The sequence below is a fragment of the Streptomyces sp. NPDC002690 genome, assembly GCF_053592415.1.
The window spans coordinates 1-14,949 of record NZ_JBSFVR010000176.1; the positions used below are offsets into that span (position 1 = coordinate 1).

Sequence of the window (14,949 nt, forward strand, 5' to 3'; positions counted from 1 at the left end):
TACGCCGAAGTCCGGAGTCCCTCGCTGTAGTTGCGCAGCAGCAACGAGCGGATGCCCGCGTCGTTCACCACCACCCGGTCGGTGGCGCGGCGCGGCGTGGCGCGGCGCGGCGTGGACGTCGGTCCGGTCGATCGGCACGACCTCGATCCCCGTCACGACGCCCGGCACGGTCGTGTCTCCCGCATCACGCCGAGGACAGCTGCTCCGCGATCTCCTTGATCCAAGCGGCGCTCCGCCGGGGGTCGTTGAGGGACTCGGCCCATGCCTCGGGGGCAAGTTTGTGGGCGGCTGGGCCTGCCTTGAGGATGATGAGAAGGGATCTGGCGGAGTCCCGCATCTCCGTCGACGTGTTGTCGCTCCCCTTGATGTCCGGTCCCGCCGCCAAGGCGTAGAGCTTCCGCGCCATGGCCTGGCGTTCGCCGTTGTCCACCTTCTTCCAGAACTTCAGGGACTCCTTCAACGCGTCCTCGCGGGAGGCCGGCGCCTTCGAGGTCTCCCCGTCCGCGGCCCAGCGCTCGGGGTGGCGGGCCCCGTCGTAGCGCTTCGTGCCCGCGCGGACCCCCTTGTAGGCGGAGACGCCGAGGATGAGGCCGGCCGCGGCGGCGGCGATGCCCCAGCCGACCGGATTGCTCGCGAGCCCGGCCGCTCCCGCTGTGGCGGCGACCGCCGTCACGATGCCGCCCGCGGCTTTGGCGGACTCACCCACGGCCGTGACGGCCTGCTTGGCCACTTTGTTCTTCTGCTTGCGGATGGCGTAGTCGACCGTCGTGTTGAACGCGTTCTTGTCCTCTGCCTGCTGGAACTGGGCGGCGGCGTCGAGGGCGCCGTCCATCGCCGACATGGCGGTGTCGATGGCGTCGGGCAGGCCGTCCAGCGTGCTGTCGTCGTTCCACAGGGAATTCATCGCGGCGATCGCCCTCGCCAGGGCCATCTCGGCGTCGTTCTGCGCCTGGAGCAGCACGTTCAGGTCCGTGTCGGCGACGCGTTCGGGTCTCTCGACGGCTTTCAGGGCATGGTGCTTGCGGAGCGTCAGCGCGGTGCGGGCCGCGGCGCGCGTACCTTTCACTCCGCCGACGACACTGGCGCTGACTCCGCTGACCTCCGATGCCGCCAGGGCGCCCGTCGCCTTCGTGACCTTGGTCATCTCCTTGGTGAAGGCGAGGGAGTTGTTGATCGAGCTGGCGGCACTGACGAAGGCGTCGGACGTCTTGGAGATGAACTTCTTCCTCGCCCCGTGATGGGCGGCTCCGTCTTTGTGCTTCCTCATGTTCTGCGCGGCCGTGCGCGCTTCCATGCCACTGTTCGCCGCGCCGAAGGCCTCCGCGAGGATGCCTTCCCCGGAGGCGCCCGCCCCCGAGGCGCCGGCGGAGTGCTTGAGACCCGCGTCGGCCGTGGCGGAGGCGTGCTGGGTGAAGCCCGCGTTGGTGGGGACCTGGATGCCCTTGACGAAGGTGTCGGTGAACTCGAAGTTCTTCTTGAGCTTGTCGAGGCCTGCGGCGGCCCGGTTCCGGTATCTCTTCCACCGGGAGGTGCTGTTGACGTTCGCCGGCGCCGCGTTCCGACCCTCCGCCGTCGCCTCCCTGGCGCGCTGCACCATCGCCGTCGCGGCACGGTTGCCGGCGCTGGACTGGACCGAGAGGAGAGCGCGCTGGGCCGGATTGCCGTGCGACCTCGCGTCCCGGCTCCGGTCCTGTTGCTGCCTGCCCGGCGGCGGGACGGCCCGGGGCCGTGGTGAGGTGCGGTGGACCGAGGCGCTCATGGACGTACCTCTCCTGGGCAGGACCGGGCGGGGGGAGCGTAGCCAGGAGAGGCGGACGGAGGAGGAACGGTGGGGAAACGCCCGGGGTCGCATCGAGTACCGGCCACCACCGGGTCTCCGCGGTGAAGCCGCCGGGCACACTGCGCGGGGCACACGTCGCGGGGTACACGGTCGCGGGGCACACGTCGCGGGGCGAACCCTCTTCGGGCCCGCCCCGCTCTGTGCGACGTGCGTGATGCGTGGTGCGTGGTGCGTGGTGCGACGTGCGAACCACCGCGTGCGTGGTGCGTACGGCCGGACGACGGCGGAGGAGGACGCGAGGCGTCAGATCAGACGGTGCATCCCGTAGTAGGTGGCCAGGTCCGTGTAATAGGCCGGGTCACCCGAGTGCGTCGGACGTTCGAACTCCGGCGCGTCCTTGATCTGTTGCTTCGTGAGGTCCACGTGGACCTCACGTTCCTCCGTGTCGATCCGGGAGACCGTGCCTGCGGGCAACAGGATCTCCCGCCCGAAGATCCACACACCGGTGTCCACCAGGAGGTGGGCCGAACCCACCTCGTCGGAGTGACTGTCGACCTTGCCGACGTGCCCGTCGACGGCTTCGACCGCGAATCCGGTCAGGTCGATTCCGGAGAGGTGGCCGCTGGCAGGGTGGTAACCCCACGGGTCGGTGCTCATGGGTCGCTCCTTCCTCGGCGGTCCTTCGGTCGCGCTCCCCGCCCGGCTGTGCGAACCGCGATGCGAGCCGTGCCGCGTACGGCGTTGCTGATGCGTAGGCCCGGTGCGTACCGCGATGCGTACGGTCGGGCGGGATGCGCTCATGAGTTCGCGTGCCCGCGAACCCGGCCTTCACACACGCACTCGGCGAACGGCCGGCGGGCGGAAGACCGACAACTCCGTTGACGCCCCGTCCCGCGGACGGTTCTCATGCCGCCATGAGCGAACTCCACGTCCACGCCGTGTCCGACGATCTCCTCGCGGAGGAGTGGCGTCGCGTCCACGACCTGATCGTCCCGACCGCCCCGCTCACCGCCGAGGAGGTACGGGAACGGCGGACGCGCAACCGGCTGTTCGTCGCGCGTGCGTGCGGTGTCCTCGTCGGCTGCTCCACGGTGCGCCCGCCGACGGACGGCGGGCGGGTGGCCACGGTGATCGCGCGCATCCTCCCCGGCCACCGGAGGCGGGGGTTCGGTACGGCCCTGTACCAGCACGGGCTGGCGCTGGCCCGGGAGTTGGGGGCGGAGGCCGTCGAGACCGTGGTGCTGGGGAGCAGCGCGGAGGGGCTGGAGTTCGCGCGGGCGCGGGGGTTCGTGGAGGTGGAGACGTATCTGCTGCCGGGGGACACGATCCCGTTCACCGATCTCCGGCTGGCCTGAAGCGTGTCGGCGGTCGGCGTCGGCGTCCTGAAGTACCCGGTCGGACGGGCGGGGTTACCCACTCCGAAGTGAGTTTCCGCACCCATGTCCGACGAGTCCGGTGCGACGAGTATCGGTGCCACGGCGCGCAGCCGAGCACGCCGGTCCCGCCGAGACGACGACTCTGGAGAACTCTCATGTCCCGACGTATCGCCCTGTCCGTGGCCGCCGGTGTGGTTGCCCTCGGGGGCGCCGGGGCTTTCGCCCTCGCGTACGCCGGTGAGCCGCAGCGGCCCACCCTGGCGCACAGCACCGCCCGTTACGCCGCTCCGGACGGCGACCGGGACGGCTCGTTGACCTTCACCACGGACGTCACGGCGGCCGGGGGCGTGCGGCGCGTGAACGTGCTGGTCTGGCCGGCGGACATGTCCTTCGGCGACATGCACCTGACCGAGAAGGACATGGCCGCCGTCGAGAAGGCCGTCTGCGAGCCGTCCGGCGCGGACACCGCGCACTGCACCTATCGGGTCACCTTCACGCGTGAGGACATCGACGAGGCGGCGCGCGGCCTTTGGCACACGGCCGTGCTGGCCGCCGCCGGGGACGGCACCACGACGCTGGAGACCGAGGCCGCCGACTTCACGATCGGCTGACCCGAGGAGCGCGTCCCGCACGGAACGAGCCGCCCCTCGCGGAGAGGGGCGGCTCGTGGTGCCTGACGGGAGGTGTCTCAGACCTTCGCGGGCTCGGGCGGTCGCTGCCCGGGGTCGGTGGAGCCGGGGTCCGTGGAACCGGGGTCTGTGGAACCGGGGTCCGTGGAGCCGGGGTCCGTGGAGCCGGGGTCGGTGGCGCCCGGCGAACCGGTCACCACCGTGGTCGTACCGGCACCCGCCGCTTCCTGGGACACGTCGAACTCGGCCAGCAACTCCTTGCTGAAGCCGAACAGGTACGTGGCGGCGAAGCCGGCGACGTACCCGACGAGCAGCCCGCCCGCGTAGATCGCGACGGTGCCGCCGAGGCCGTGGTTGCCGTCCAGGAGCGGGAAGAGGGCCCAGCCGGAGGGGCCGATCGCGGTCGAACCGACCGAGGTGCCGAGCTGGTTGAAGAGCCCGACGAAGGCGCCGCCGAACGCGCCGCCGACGCACGCCGTGACGAACGGGCGGCCCAGCGGCAGTGAGACACCGTAGATCAGCGGCTCGCCGACGCCCAGCAGACCGGCGGGGAGGGCCGAGCGGATGGTGCGGCGGATCGACTCGTTGCGGGGGAGGCGTACGTACACGGCCATCGCCGCTCCGACCTGCCCGGCGCCCGCCATGGCGAGGATCGGCAGCAGCACGGTGTAGCCCTGCTGCTCGATCAGGGTGGTGTGGATCGGGATCAGCGCCTGGTGCAGGCCGAGCATCACCAGTGGCAGGAAGAACCCGCCGAGCAGCAGCCCCGCGCCCGCGCCGCCGTGCGAGAGCAGCCAGTCGGCGGCCGTGCCGATGGCGGAGGAGACCTCGCTGGCCACGTACATCAGGCCGAAGATGGTGACCAGCCCCGAGACCAGCACCGTGAGCGTCGGCGTGACCAGCACGTCCAGCGCCTCGGGCACCCAGCGGCGGCACCACTTCTCCACGTACACCGCGAGCACCGCCGCGCCCAGCGCGCCGAGCACACCGCCCTGCCCGGGTGAGAGCTTCTGCCCGAACGCCTCGATGTTGGCGACCCCGGGGAACACGATGATCGCGGCGACCGCGCCGCCGAGGACCGGTGTACCGCCGAACTCCTTCGCCGTGTTGTATCCGACGAACACCGCGATCAGCGCCATGAACCCGGACGCGATCGCCGCCAGCGCGGGCGTCACGCCGGGGAGCCAACCCAGGTTGACCAGCAGGCCGTTGAGCCCGGCGATGATGCCGCAGCCGATGAGCGCCGGGATCAGCGGGACGAAGATGTTGGCGATCTTCCGCAGGAAGAGCTTGAACGGGGTGGCGTTCTTCGCCTTCCGTGCCGCCCGCAACTCGGCTCCCTGCGCGGCGAGTTCATCGGCAGGCGTCGGGGGTGCGGCGGACGTGGCGGCGGGCGTCGGGGGTGCGGCGGGCGTCGGGGCCGTGGCCGGGACCGTGGCCCGGGACGCCTCCACCAGCGCCTCGAACTCCGGGGTGACCCGGGCGACGGTGCCAGGGCCGAGGACGATCTGGTACGTGTCGTCCTCGACCGTGCCCAGCACGGCGGGCAGCGCCTTCAGCGCCTCGTCGTCCACGAGGGACGGGTCGAGCAGGCCCAGCCGGAGCCGGGTCATGCAGTGGGCGACGGTACGGACGTTGGAGGCGCCACCGACGAGCGGAAGAATCGCGGCGGCGGTGGCGCGGTGCTTGTCATCAGTTGCCATGGTGCGTGGTGCCTTGCTGTGCGGGGGGTGGGGGGTCGCGCCCCGGACCGAGGGTCGGGCTGGGGGCCCGTGGGCCCGGGACGCGAGTCGTAGGGGTGTCAGGGAGCGGGTACGGACTCCAGCGCGGCGCGCAGATGTCCGTCCGACGCGGCGAGCAGGCCGGTGGCGGTGGGGCCGTCCACCCGGCCGAGGATGGTGAGGATCGCGGGCTTCACCTCTCCGCCGGTGGCGGCGAGGGCGGCTTCGATCTCCTGGTCGGACGCGCCGGTCGCCAGGGCGACGATCCGGCGCGAACGGGCGTGCAGCTTCTCGTTGGAGGCCCGCACGTCGACCATCAGATTCCCGTACGTCTTGCCGAGCCGGATCATCGTGATGGTCGAGATCATGTTGAGTACCAGCTTCTGCGCCGTACCCGCCTTCAGCCGGGTCGAACCGGTCAGCAGCTCCGGTCCGGTGACGACCTCGATGCCGTGTTCGGCGGCGGCGGCCAGCGCCGAGCCCGCGTTGCAGGAGAGCCCCACGGTGAGCGCGCCCCGGGCGCGAGCGTGCTCGACGGCGCCGATCGCGTACGGGGTGCGGCCGGAGGCGGAGATCCCGACGACGGTGTCCTCGGCGGTGAGCCCGAGCGCGTCCAGGTCGGCGGCGGCCAGCTCCCGGCTGTCCTCCGCGCCCTCCACCGCCGTCACCATCGCGGACGGTCCGCCCGCGATCAGCCCGACGACCTCGGACGGGGAGGTGTTGAAGGTCGGCGGGCACTCGCTGGCGTCCAGCACCCCGAGTCGCCCTGCGGTACCCGCGCCCAGGTAGATCAGCCGGCCACCGCGTGCCATGCGCTCCGCGACGGCGTCGATCGCGGCGGCGATCTGCGGCAGCTGCGCGGCGACGGCGTCGGGCACGGACCGGTCCTCGCCGTTCATGAGCCGCGCGATCTCCGGGGTGGGCAACCGGTCGATTTCGGCCAGCTCGGGGCGGAACTGCTCGGTGGTGAGGGTGGCGAGCTGGGCGAGGAGGTCGTCGTCGCGGCCGGTCGCGGAGGAGGACATGAGGCGTGGCTCTGCTTTCTCGTGGTGCTCGTACGGAGTGCGGGTGCTCGTGCGGAGTGCGGGTGCTCGTGCGGGTGAGCTTGCGAGTGAACGTGCGGGGCGCGCCCGGGGCGTACGCCGGTCAGCGGCGGCGGTGCGGGTGCCGGTGCGCGAGCGCCTCGTACGAGGCGGAGAGCGCGGGCGCCGCCGTCTCGTACGTGCGCTGCGCCACGCCTATGAACAGGCAGTCGACGACGAGCAGTTGGCTGGTCCGGCTGGACATGGCGGCCGGTCGCAGCTCGCTCTCGCGGGAGGTCGACGTGGTCAGCACGTGGTCCGCGTACTGGGTGACGGCACCGCCGGGGCGGCCGGTGATGGCGACGGTGGTGGCGCCCCGGTCGAAGGCGGCCCGTAGTGGCTCGATCACGTCGCTGGTCGAACCGGAGTGGGTGATCGCGATGGCGAGGTCCCCGGGGCGCAGCTGTACGGCGTTGGTGACCGCGAGGTGCGGATCGGCGTGGGCGTGGGCGATGAGGCCGATCCGGAGCAGTTTCTGCGCCAGGTCCTGGCCGACGAGCGAGGAGGCGCCCGCGCCGTAGATGTCGATCCGGCGGGCGGTGGCGGCGGCGGTCACGACGGCGGAGAGCTGCCCGGTGTCGAGTCCGGCGGCGGTGTCCGCGAGGGTCTGCTGCTCGTCCAGGGCGAGCTTGGCGACGACGTCGGCGATCGGGTCGTCCACGGCTATGTCGGCGGTGACCGCGGGAGCCCGCCCCGACTGCTGGTGGGCGGCGAGTCCGGCGAGGGCGAGGCGCAGGTCGCGGTAGCCCGGGTAGCCGAGGAGCCGCGCGGTGCGGACCACGGTGGCCTCGCTCGTACCCGTGCGTTCGGCGAGACCGGTGACGGTGAGCGCGGCGCAGCCGGCGGGGTCCCCGGCGACCGCCTCGGCCACGCGCTGCATGGAGCGGGTCATGGAGGGAGCGAGCGTGCGGACCTTGGCGGCGAGGGCTGCCGGGGCGGGCGGCGAGTCGCTGCTGAAACTTTCCTTCAGTTCGATGGTCACTCCTGAAAGGTATTTTCATCACACTCGCCCGTCAACCCCCCATTGGTCCACCTTGCGCGCGTCCCGCACCCCGCCCGCGGAGGGCCGGAACATGCGAACGGCTCCCCCTCCGGGCGGAGGGGGAGCCGTTCCGTGGTGCGTACGCGATCCGTGGGCCGGGGGCCCGCCGGATCAGGCGTGACGGTGCGAGTGACGGCCGCCGGTGAGCACCCGGTAGAGGGCCAGCAGGATCACCGAGCCGGCGATCGCCGCTATCCACGTCGAGACGTCGAAGAAACCGTCGATCGAGTCGACGCCGAACAGAACCTTGCCGAGCCAACCGCCGAGGAGGCCACCCGCGATGCCGATCAGCATCGTGATGATGATGCCGCCCGGGTCCTTGCCCGGCATGAGCGCCTTGGCGATGAGGCCGGCGAGCAACCCGATGAGAATCCAAGCGATGATGCCCATGATGCGTCTCCTACCTCGTCGTGCTAAGTCGTTGTCAACGATTCGTCTTTACCGGTTCTCGCGGTCCAAACATGGTTGTCGCGTGGGGACTTCGGACGTCGTGCGAACACCGCGAGGAAGCGGCCCGGGCGGTGTGAGGGCGGGGTGACGGGGCATACGGAGCGACCCGCACACCCGGGCGGGCGTGCGGGTCGCGTCATGGACGGCTCGCGGGGGCCGGAGCGGTCAGAGCGGGCGTACCTGCTCCGCCTGCGGGCCCTTGGGCCCCTGCGAGGTGGTGAATTCCACCCGCTGGTTCTCTTCCAGCGACCGGTATCCCGAGGAGTCGATCGCGGAGAAGTGCACGAAGACGTCCGGAGTGCCGTCGTCCGGCGCGATGAACCCGAACCCCTTCTCCGAGTTGAACCACTTCACAGTGCCCTGAGCCATGCCATGCCTTTCCGGTGGGCGCCGTACACATGATCGTGCCGGCGATGCGGCGATCCTCTCCCGGCCGCCGCGAGGAGAAACGGATCGGCACGCACCGCACACGTACGAGTGACGGGCCCCGCGCGCCGGTCGTGATCCGGCGTCGGCCCGGACTCCGGCGGGGCGGTCCCGCAGCCCCGCGCGCGGAGTCGCGGCGGGACGCGTGGGCGCCGGGGGAGTGGCCGGAGGCGTGGGGTGACAATGGAGCCATGGAGCTGAACCCCCTGGAGCAGGCACTGCACACCGCCCGTGCCCTCGTCGTGGCCGACCTGGCGGCGGGCGACGTCGCGGACGCCGACATCGTGTCCCTCGTCGAGGACGCGGTGACCCAGCGGCGGTGGTGGGTGGAGCAGTGGCCGGACGGCCTGGAGTTCCTCGTCGGGCTGGTCGCCCAGGACGTCCAGGACGCCCTGCTCGAACGGTACGGCCGCTGGCCGCTCTGCCCGGTCTGCGACGACGGCGGCCCGCACGCCCTCGACGTCGAACCCGAACTCGGCGCCGACCCGCACTGGGTCTGCACCCGCGCCACCGTGTCGGTGGCCCCGGTCGGTGCGCTCGCCGGAGTGCTGCGGCGGTGACCGTCTACATAGACCCGCCGACCTGGCCGGGCCACGGCCGCCTCTGGTCGCACCTGGTCAGTGACGAGTCCTTCGACGAACTGCACGCCTTCGCCGCCGCGATCGGCTGCCCGCCACGCGCGTTCGAGCGGGACCACTACGACGTACCGCAGGCGAGCTACCCGGACGCGGTGCGAGCCGGGGCGCGCGAGATCGGCTCCAAGGAACTGGTCCGCCGGCTGACCGAAGCCGGCCTGCGCCGCCCGAAGGGACGCCCCGCGCCGGGCGCCACGACCTCGCGCTGACCCCTCGTACGTGCCCCGGCAGGCGGGAGGCGGAGGCGGAGGCGGGAGGAACGCCTCAGGCCGAGGGCAGGTCCGCCCGCTCGTCCGCGAACTCGTCCGCGAGCGCGGCCCGGGGGCGTACGACTGTCGCGCCGTCCATGGACGGCGTGTCCCCGGCAGCACCCGTGACCAGCCGGGACCGGGAGGTGGTGCCGCGCTGGACCCGGAGCGCCAGGGCGACCGCCGCCAGACCCACGACCAGCATCGCGGCGCCCGCCCACGCGGGGGAGGCGTAACCGAGGTCGGCGTCGATCACCGCGCCGCCGAGCCAGGGACCGGCGGTGTTGCCCATGTTGAACGCGGCGGTCGTGGTCGCTCCGGCGAGCGTCGGCGCGGCACCCGCCACGTTGAACATGCGGGCGTTCAGCGCGGGGGCGGTGTAGAACGCCGAGAAGCCCAGTAGGAAGGCGACGAGCACCACGGCGACCGGGCTCGACGCGAACAGCGCGAGCGCCACCAGGAAGACCGTGGACGCGGCGATGCCGCTGAGCAGCACGCCGAAGAGGTGCGCGTCGGCGATCCGGCCGCCGATCGTCGTACCGACCAGCGCGCCGGCCCCGAAGAGCGCCAGCACCCACGGCACCCACCCCGAGCTCAGCCCGGCGACATCGGTCAGCAGCGGGGCGAGGTAGCTGAACGCGCAGAACACGCCACCCGCAGCCAGCGCGGTGATCACGATCGCCAGCCACACCTGGCGGTCGCGGTAGATGGACAGCTCCTGGCGGAGCTGCGGGCGCTGCTCCGGCACCGGGATGCGGGGGATCTTGGTGCAGACCCCGACCAGTGCCACGGCGGACGCGGCACCCACCGCCCAGAACGCCGACCGCCAGCCCAGGCTCTCGCCGAGGAACGCGCCGAGCGGCACGCCCATCACGTTGGCGATCGACAGCCCGCCGATCATCACGGCCATCGCCCTGGCCCGCGCGTTCCGGGGCACCATCGCGATGGCGACCGCCGCCCCCACCGCCCAGAACCCGGCGCAGGCGAGCGCGCTCACCACCCGGGAGACGAAGAGGACCTCGTACGTGGGTGCCAGCGCTCCCGCGACCTGCCCGAGCCCGAACACCGAGATCAGCGCGATGAGCGTGGTGCGGCGCGGCAGCCGGAGCGTGGCCACGGCGAGCAGCGGGGCACCGACGACCATGCCGATCGCGAACGCGGATATGAGGAGCCCGGCGCGCGGAATCGATACGCCCATGTCGTCGGCGATCGGCGGCAGCAGGCCGGAGAGCATGAACTCGCTGGTGCCGAGAGCGAAGACAGAGAGGCCCAGGATGTAGACGGCCAAGGGCATACGGAGTCGACCGGTGTCGGTATCAGGCATGACTGTGCCCAACGGGCCGGGAGATCCGCCCATTCCCGGTCGCGGCGATTGATCCCCGTTTGTTATCCCGCGGATCTCGGCGGACCCTGGGAGTGTGCCGCGATGTGCCGCGATGTGCCGAGATGCGCCCGCGTGGTTCTCATGGGGTTTGAGTCGGCGCACGGCGGTCACACGAACCACTGTTCCTGAAGTCGAGCAGAGTGAGGTGGGAGCGATCATGGCTGCCGATGAGAAGACCCAGGCCAAGATGGAGCAGGCCAAGGGCAAGGTCAAGGAGGCGGCGGGCCGGACCGTCGGCAACGAGCGCCTCACCGCCGAGGGCCGCGCCGAGAAGGCCAAGGGCGACGCCCGCCAGGCCAAGGAGAAGACGAAGGACGCCTTCAAGCACTGAGCGCCCGGCCGCGGAGCGTCCCGCGCGCCCGCGACCCGGTGTCCCCCCTTGAGTGCCCTCCGTGCCGCACCCCCTCCCCTCAGGTGTGTCGCGACCGTGGCCCGGCCGAACCGGCCGGGCCACGCGCGTGCTCGCCGGGCGCGGGCCACCCGCGGGTGCTGGCATGGGAGGGAACGCGCAGGCCGCCTACTGAGGAGTACGTGTGCGTACGACCGTCACCACGGAGCAGGAACCCATGGCCGAGACGCCCGTGACGCCGGACGGCGTCGCGTTGCGCCGTGCCGTGGCCGACCGGTTCGCGGCCTGGGTCCGCGACAGCGCGACCGACGTACCGCTGCCCGGTGCGGGGCGCACCTGGGAGAGGTTCCAGGCCCTGCACGGGCTGGGCCGCGAAGACCTGGCGCTGGCCCGGCTCGCGGAAGGCCATGCCGACGCGCTGGCCATCCTCGCCGAGCTGGGAGCCCCGGCCCCCGCCTCCGGCGAGCGCTGGGGCGTCTGGGCCGCCCAGCCTCCCGGGGCCCGGCTCACGGCACGGCCCGGGACGGACGGCTTCTGGTCGCTGGACGGCGTGAAGCCGTACTGCTCGGGAGCGCACAGCTGTACGCACGCGCTGGTCACCGCCGACACGGAGGAGGGGCGACGGCTGTTCGCCGTGGCCACCGGCGTACCCGGGTACGCCCCGGTGCCCGGCACCTGGCAGGCGGTCGGCATGGCGGGCAGCGACACCCCGGACGTGCGGTTCACCGGCGTGCCCGCGGTGCCGGTGGGTGGCGTCGACGCCTATGTCGACCGGCCCGGGTTCGCCCACGGGGGCATCGGTGTGGCCGCCTGCTGGCTGGGCGGGGCGCGCGGGGTGGCCGACACCCTGTTCGCCGCCACCGCCCGCCGCGCCCCGGACCAGATCGCCGCCGCCCACCTGGGTGCGGTGGACGTCGCCCTGCACGGGGCGGAGTGCGTCCTGCGGACGGCCGCCGCCGAGATCGACGCCGATCCGGCGGACCGCCGTGGTGACGCCGCGCTCCGGGCCATGCGCGCCCGGGCGGCCGTGGAGCGGGTCGGCACCCTGGTGCTGGACCACGTCGGCCGCGCCCTCGGCGCCGGGCCGCTCTGCCACGACGCCCGGCACGCCCGCCGCGTCGCCGACCTCACCGTCTACCTCCGCCAGCACCACGGCGAGCGCGACCTCGCGGCCTTGGGCAACGTCCTGGTGGCCCCGCCCGAGGACACACACCGATGAGTCGCACCGGAACGGACCCGGCGACGATGCCCGGCGCCGCGACCGACCGGGAGCGGGCCGCCGCCGCGATCCGTGCGGAGGGCACCCCGGAGGCGGAGTGGGCGCGCTGGGACGGCTGGCGCACGGTGGCGGAAGCCCCCCGGATCGAAGGGCCCGTGGTCGTGGTCGCGGCCCACCCCGACGACGAGGTGCTCGGTGTCGGCGGAACCCTGTCCCGGCTCACCGCCGACGGCACCGAGGTCCACGTCGTCACCGTCACCGACGGCGAGGCGTCCCACCCGGGCAGCAGCCGGGTGCGGCCGGAGGCCCTCGCGCGGCTGCGCGCCGACGAACTGGCCGTAGCCCTGGACGACCTGGGTATCGACCGCCGTCGCCGGAGCCGGCTGGGGATACCGGACACCCGGGTGGACGCGTACGAGAGCGAGGTGGCCGGGCACCTCGCGGAGGTGGTGCGGAGCAGCGGCGCCCGGCTCTGCCTGGCGCCGTGGACCGGCGATCTGCACGCCGACCACGAGGCGGCGGGACGGGCCGCGCGCACAGCGGCGCGGGTCACCGGGACGCCGCTCTGGTACTACCCGGTGTGGACGTGGCACTGGGCCGTGCCGGGTGACCCCCGGGTGCCGTGGGGGACCGTACGGCGGCTGCCGCTCACCGAGGCCGAGCAGGCCCGCAAGGGATCCGCCGTCCACCGCTTCCGTACCCAGATCGCACCTCTCGCGGACGACCCGGACGACGCCACGGTCATCCTTCCGCCGGCCGAACTGCTCCACCACCGCCGCGCTTTCGAGGTGATCCTGCTGTGAGCTCCGACCTGTCCGGGACCGCCGGGGGGCCGGGGGCCTCCACCCCGGCTTCGTACTTCTCCCGGATGTACTCCGGCACGGCGGACCCCTGGGACCTCGCCGGACGGTGGTACGAACAGCGCAAGTACGCGCTCACCCTCGCCGCGCTGCCCCGCCGCCGCTACCGCAGAGCCTTCGAACCGGGCTGCTCGGCGGGCGTCCTGACCCGGCTGCTCGCCGAGCGGTGCGACGCGGTGCTCGCCACCGACCGGGTCCCCGCCGCGGTCGCCGGGGCCGCCGCGCGCAACCGCGACCTGCCGCAGGTGGAGACGCGCGTCCTCACCGTCCCCGAGGAGTGGCCGGAGGGCACCTTCGACCTGATCGTCCTGTCGGAGCTGCTCTACTACTTCGACGAGACGGCGTTCCACGAGGTCCTCGCGCGTACGGTCGGCAGTCTGGAGCCCGGCGGCACCCTGGTGACCGCGCACTGGGACCACCCGGTGCCCGAGCACCGGCTGACCGGGACGCAACTGGCGCCGCTGCTGCGGGAGACACCCGGACTGGTGGCCGGGACGGAGTTCCACGACCCCGACTTCGTCCTCAGCCTCCACCACCGCCCCCTGGCCGACGGCTCGCCGCCGCCTTCTCCGGCCCGCGCCGAGGGCCTGGTGTGAGGCGGCGCGTCGACGGTCTGGTGGTCGCCGTCCCGGCGCACGACGAGGCCGACACGCTGCCTCACGCGCTGAGAGCCCTCCGGGCCGCCGAGCGGCACGCGCGTGCCCGTCTCCGGGACGTGCCGCCGCTGACCCTGGTCGTCACCGCCGACGCCTGCACCGACGCGACCGAGGCGGTGGCCCGCACGGCAGGAGCCGAGGTGGTGCGGACCGGCCACCGGTCTGCCGGGGCGGCCCGGGCGGCGGCCGTCGCGCACGGTCTGCGGAGGGCGGGCACCCCGGCCGCGCACACCTGGATCGCCACCACCGACGCCGACAGTCGGGTCCCCGTCGCCTGGATCGCCCACCAGCTGACCTGTGCCCGCGACGGCTGGGACTGCGTGCTGGGCACGGTCCGCCTCGCCCCTGCCCGCTCCCTGGAGGAAGCGGTCGTACGGGATCTGCACCGGACGCACTACTTCGCCGGGCGACCGGCCGGCAGCGGGCCGGACTGGGAACATCCGCACGTTCACGGTGCCAACTTCGGCGTCGTGGCGGACGTCTACGCGCGCGCCGGAGGCTTCCCGCCCGTACCGCTGGGCGAGGACCGGGCGCTGGCCCGCGCCCTCGGTGACGGCGGCGCGCGGGTGCTGCGGACGAACGCCTGCGCCGTCGAGACCTCGGGTCGGCTGACGCCCCGCGCTCCCTACGGGTTCGGCGCGTTCCTGCGCACGCTCCGCGCCGGTGCCGCCTCCGGGGGCGCGAGCGCCGCGAGGGGCGAGGGAGGTTTGCACGAGCCTCTCGCGGTCACACGAACCACTGACCCTGAAGTCGAGCACAGCAAGGTGGGAGTGATCATGGCTGCCGATGAGAAGACCCAGGCCAAGGTGGAGCAGACCAAGGGCAAGGTCAAGGAGACGGCCGGCCGCACCGTGGGCAATGAGCGGATGACCGCCGAAGGCCGCGCGGACCAGGCCAAGGGCGACGCCCGTCAGGCCAAGGAGAAGACCAAGGACGCCTTCAAGCACTGAGTGGCCCCGTCCGGTCCTCTTCCCGGACAGGCCCGGGCCCGGGTGACAGCCGCTGCGAAGGCTCGACACTCCGGACCCGGTCCGGACCGCCGCGCCGATGAAACACGACGCATCGAAGCGCGACGAGACGGCCGGGCAGGCG

17 protein-coding genes and 1 pseudogene are annotated in these 14,949 nt (G+C 72.9%); 10 read left to right on the top strand and 8 right to left on the bottom strand.

What is annotated here, in order from left to right; translation table 11 throughout:
- Window positions 1-184: 184 nt before the first annotated feature.
- A complete protein-coding gene (locus tag ACWD3D_RS21465; RefSeq protein WP_451462435.1) occupies window positions 185-1,759 on the bottom strand; it encodes a hypothetical protein in 1,575 nt (524 codons plus the stop codon).
- 324 nt (window positions 1,760-2,083) lie between these two features.
- On the bottom strand, window positions 2,084-2,437 hold the full coding sequence (locus ACWD3D_RS21470) for a PRC-barrel domain containing protein (RefSeq protein WP_451462436.1): 354 nt from the start codon (window positions 2,435-2,437) through the stop codon (window positions 2,084-2,086).
- Between the two features lie 257 nt (window positions 2,438-2,694).
- On the opposite strand from ACWD3D_RS21470, the gene ACWD3D_RS21475 reads away from it, so the two are divergent.
- Both ACWD3D_RS21475 and ACWD3D_RS21480 read left to right on the top strand, forming a co-directional pair.
- A complete protein-coding gene (locus ACWD3D_RS21475; protein ID WP_451462437.1) occupies window positions 2,695-3,135 on the top strand; it encodes a GNAT family N-acetyltransferase in 441 nt (146 codons plus the stop codon).
- A gap of 176 nt (window positions 3,136-3,311) precedes the next feature.
- Window positions 3,312-3,767, top strand: coding sequence for a DUF5707 domain-containing protein (locus tag ACWD3D_RS21480; RefSeq protein WP_451462438.1), 456 nt, complete (start codon window positions 3,312-3,314; stop codon window positions 3,765-3,767).
- A 77-nt stretch (window positions 3,768-3,844) separates the two neighbouring features.
- On the opposite strand, the gene ACWD3D_RS21485 is transcribed toward ACWD3D_RS21480, so the two are convergent.
- The 5 genes from ACWD3D_RS21485 to ACWD3D_RS21505 all read right to left on the bottom strand — a co-directional run bounded on the left by ACWD3D_RS21485 (window position 3,845) and on the right by ACWD3D_RS21505 (window position 8,449).
- The gene (locus ACWD3D_RS21485) at window positions 3,845-5,488 is read right to left on the bottom strand and encodes a PTS transporter subunit EIIC (protein ID WP_451462439.1); all 1,644 of its coding nucleotides are present in this window, start codon (window positions 5,486-5,488) and stop codon (window positions 3,845-3,847) included.
- Between the two features lie 98 nt (window positions 5,489-5,586).
- Window positions 5,587-6,531, bottom strand: a complete 945-nt coding sequence (murQ, locus tag ACWD3D_RS21490) for an N-acetylmuramic acid 6-phosphate etherase (RefSeq protein WP_451462440.1) — start codon at window positions 6,529-6,531, stop codon at window positions 5,587-5,589.
- Window positions 6,532-6,652: 121 nt separating this feature from the next.
- The gene (locus tag ACWD3D_RS21495) at window positions 6,653-7,570 is read right to left on the bottom strand and encodes a MurR/RpiR family transcriptional regulator (protein WP_451462441.1); all 918 of its coding nucleotides are present in this window, start codon (window positions 7,568-7,570) and stop codon (window positions 6,653-6,655) included.
- A gap of 171 nt (window positions 7,571-7,741) precedes the next feature.
- Complete coding sequence (locus ACWD3D_RS21500) at window positions 7,742-8,020, bottom strand: GlsB/YeaQ/YmgE family stress response membrane protein (RefSeq protein WP_451462442.1); 279 nt, start codon at window positions 8,018-8,020, stop codon at window positions 7,742-7,744.
- A gap of 225 nt (window positions 8,021-8,245) precedes the next feature.
- Window positions 8,246-8,449: a cold-shock protein gene (locus ACWD3D_RS21505; protein WP_387374217.1), complete on the bottom strand. Its 204-nt coding sequence runs from the start codon at window positions 8,447-8,449 to the stop codon at window positions 8,246-8,248.
- A gap of 248 nt (window positions 8,450-8,697) precedes the next feature.
- Between ACWD3D_RS21505 and ACWD3D_RS21510 the strand changes: the two genes are divergently transcribed.
- Window positions 8,698-9,066 (top strand): hypothetical protein, encoded by a 369-nt coding sequence (locus ACWD3D_RS21510; RefSeq protein WP_266705814.1) that lies wholly within the window; start codon window positions 8,698-8,700, stop codon window positions 9,064-9,066.
- Window positions 9,063-9,350, top strand: coding sequence for a DUF4031 domain-containing protein (locus ACWD3D_RS21515; RefSeq protein ID WP_451462443.1), 288 nt, complete (start codon window positions 9,063-9,065; stop codon window positions 9,348-9,350). The genes ACWD3D_RS21510 and ACWD3D_RS21515 overlap by 4 nt, the downstream gene beginning before the upstream one ends.
- Window positions 9,351-9,405: 55 nt before the next feature.
- On the opposite strand, the gene ACWD3D_RS21520 is transcribed toward ACWD3D_RS21515, so the two are convergent.
- Window positions 9,406-10,683, bottom strand: a complete 1,278-nt coding sequence (locus tag ACWD3D_RS21520) for a Cmx/CmrA family chloramphenicol efflux MFS transporter (protein ID WP_451462445.1) — start codon at window positions 10,681-10,683, stop codon at window positions 9,406-9,408.
- Between the two features lie 247 nt (window positions 10,684-10,930).
- On the opposite strand from ACWD3D_RS21520, the gene ACWD3D_RS21525 reads away from it, so the two are divergent.
- The 6 genes and pseudogenes from ACWD3D_RS21525 (at window position 10,931) to ACWD3D_RS21550 (ending at window position 14,807) form a co-directional block, all read left to right on the top strand.
- A complete protein-coding gene (locus tag ACWD3D_RS21525; protein WP_451462444.1) occupies window positions 10,931-11,104 on the top strand; it encodes a CsbD family protein in 174 nt (57 codons plus the stop codon).
- 235 nt (window positions 11,105-11,339) lie between these two features.
- Window positions 11,340-12,341 (top strand): acyl-CoA dehydrogenase, encoded by a 1,002-nt coding sequence (locus tag ACWD3D_RS21530; RefSeq protein ID WP_451462446.1) that lies wholly within the window; start codon window positions 11,340-11,342, stop codon window positions 12,339-12,341.
- A gap of 26 nt (window positions 12,342-12,367) precedes the next feature.
- Complete coding sequence (locus ACWD3D_RS21535; protein WP_451462447.1) at window positions 12,368-13,144, top strand: PIG-L deacetylase family protein; 777 nt, start codon at window positions 12,368-12,370, stop codon at window positions 13,142-13,144.
- A gap of 65 nt (window positions 13,145-13,209) precedes the next feature.
- Entirely contained in the window at window positions 13,210-13,797 is a 588-nt protein-coding gene (locus ACWD3D_RS21540; RefSeq protein WP_451462448.1) for a class I SAM-dependent methyltransferase, read from the top strand.
- A 20-nt stretch (window positions 13,798-13,817) separates the two neighbouring features.
- Window positions 13,818-14,213 (top strand): annotated as a pseudogene (locus ACWD3D_RS21545) (glycosyltransferase); the annotation flags it as partial.
- Between the two features lie 420 nt (window positions 14,214-14,633).
- Window positions 14,634-14,807, top strand: a complete 174-nt coding sequence (locus ACWD3D_RS21550) for a CsbD family protein (RefSeq protein ID WP_451462449.1) — start codon at window positions 14,634-14,636, stop codon at window positions 14,805-14,807.
- Window positions 14,808-14,949 lie beyond the last annotated feature (142 nt).

Bases quoted from the DNA above. Each gene is read 5' to 3' on its own strand.
- ACWD3D_RS21465 (WP_451462435.1), bottom strand. From the start codon at position 1,759: ATGAGCGCCTCGGTCCACCGCACCTCACCACGGCCCCGGGCCGTCCCG.
- ACWD3D_RS21470 (WP_451462436.1), bottom strand. From the start codon at position 2,437: ATGAGCACCGACCCGTGGGGTTACCACCCTGCCAGCGGCCACCTCTCC.
- ACWD3D_RS21475 (WP_451462437.1), top strand. From the start codon at position 2,695: ATGAGCGAACTCCACGTCCACGCCGTGTCCGACGATCTCCTCGCGGAG.
- ACWD3D_RS21480 (WP_451462438.1), top strand. From the start codon at position 3,312: ATGTCCCGACGTATCGCCCTGTCCGTGGCCGCCGGTGTGGTTGCCCTC.
- ACWD3D_RS21485 (WP_451462439.1), bottom strand. From the start codon at position 5,488: ATGGCAACTGATGACAAGCACCGCGCCACCGCCGCCGCGATTCTTCCG.
- murQ (WP_451462440.1), bottom strand. From the start codon at position 6,531: ATGTCCTCCTCCGCGACCGGCCGCGACGACGACCTCCTCGCCCAGCTC.
- ACWD3D_RS21500 (WP_451462442.1), bottom strand. From the start codon at position 8,020: ATGGGCATCATCGCTTGGATTCTCATCGGGTTGCTCGCCGGCCTCATC.
- ACWD3D_RS21505 (WP_387374217.1), bottom strand. From the start codon at position 8,449: ATGGCTCAGGGCACTGTGAAGTGGTTCAACTCGGAGAAGGGGTTCGGG.
- ACWD3D_RS21510 (WP_266705814.1), top strand. From the start codon at position 8,698: ATGGAGCTGAACCCCCTGGAGCAGGCACTGCACACCGCCCGTGCCCTC.
- ACWD3D_RS21520 (WP_451462445.1), bottom strand. From the start codon at position 10,683: ATGCCCTTGGCCGTCTACATCCTGGGCCTCTCTGTCTTCGCTCTCGGC.
- ACWD3D_RS21525 (WP_451462444.1), top strand. From the start codon at position 10,931: ATGGCTGCCGATGAGAAGACCCAGGCCAAGATGGAGCAGGCCAAGGGC.
- ACWD3D_RS21530 (WP_451462446.1), top strand. From the start codon at position 11,340: ATGGCCGAGACGCCCGTGACGCCGGACGGCGTCGCGTTGCGCCGTGCC.
- ACWD3D_RS21535 (WP_451462447.1), top strand. From the start codon at position 12,368: ATGCCCGGCGCCGCGACCGACCGGGAGCGGGCCGCCGCCGCGATCCGT.
- ACWD3D_RS21540 (WP_451462448.1), top strand. From the start codon at position 13,210: ATGTACTCCGGCACGGCGGACCCCTGGGACCTCGCCGGACGGTGGTAC.
- ACWD3D_RS21550 (WP_451462449.1), top strand. From the start codon at position 14,634: ATGGCTGCCGATGAGAAGACCCAGGCCAAGGTGGAGCAGACCAAGGGC.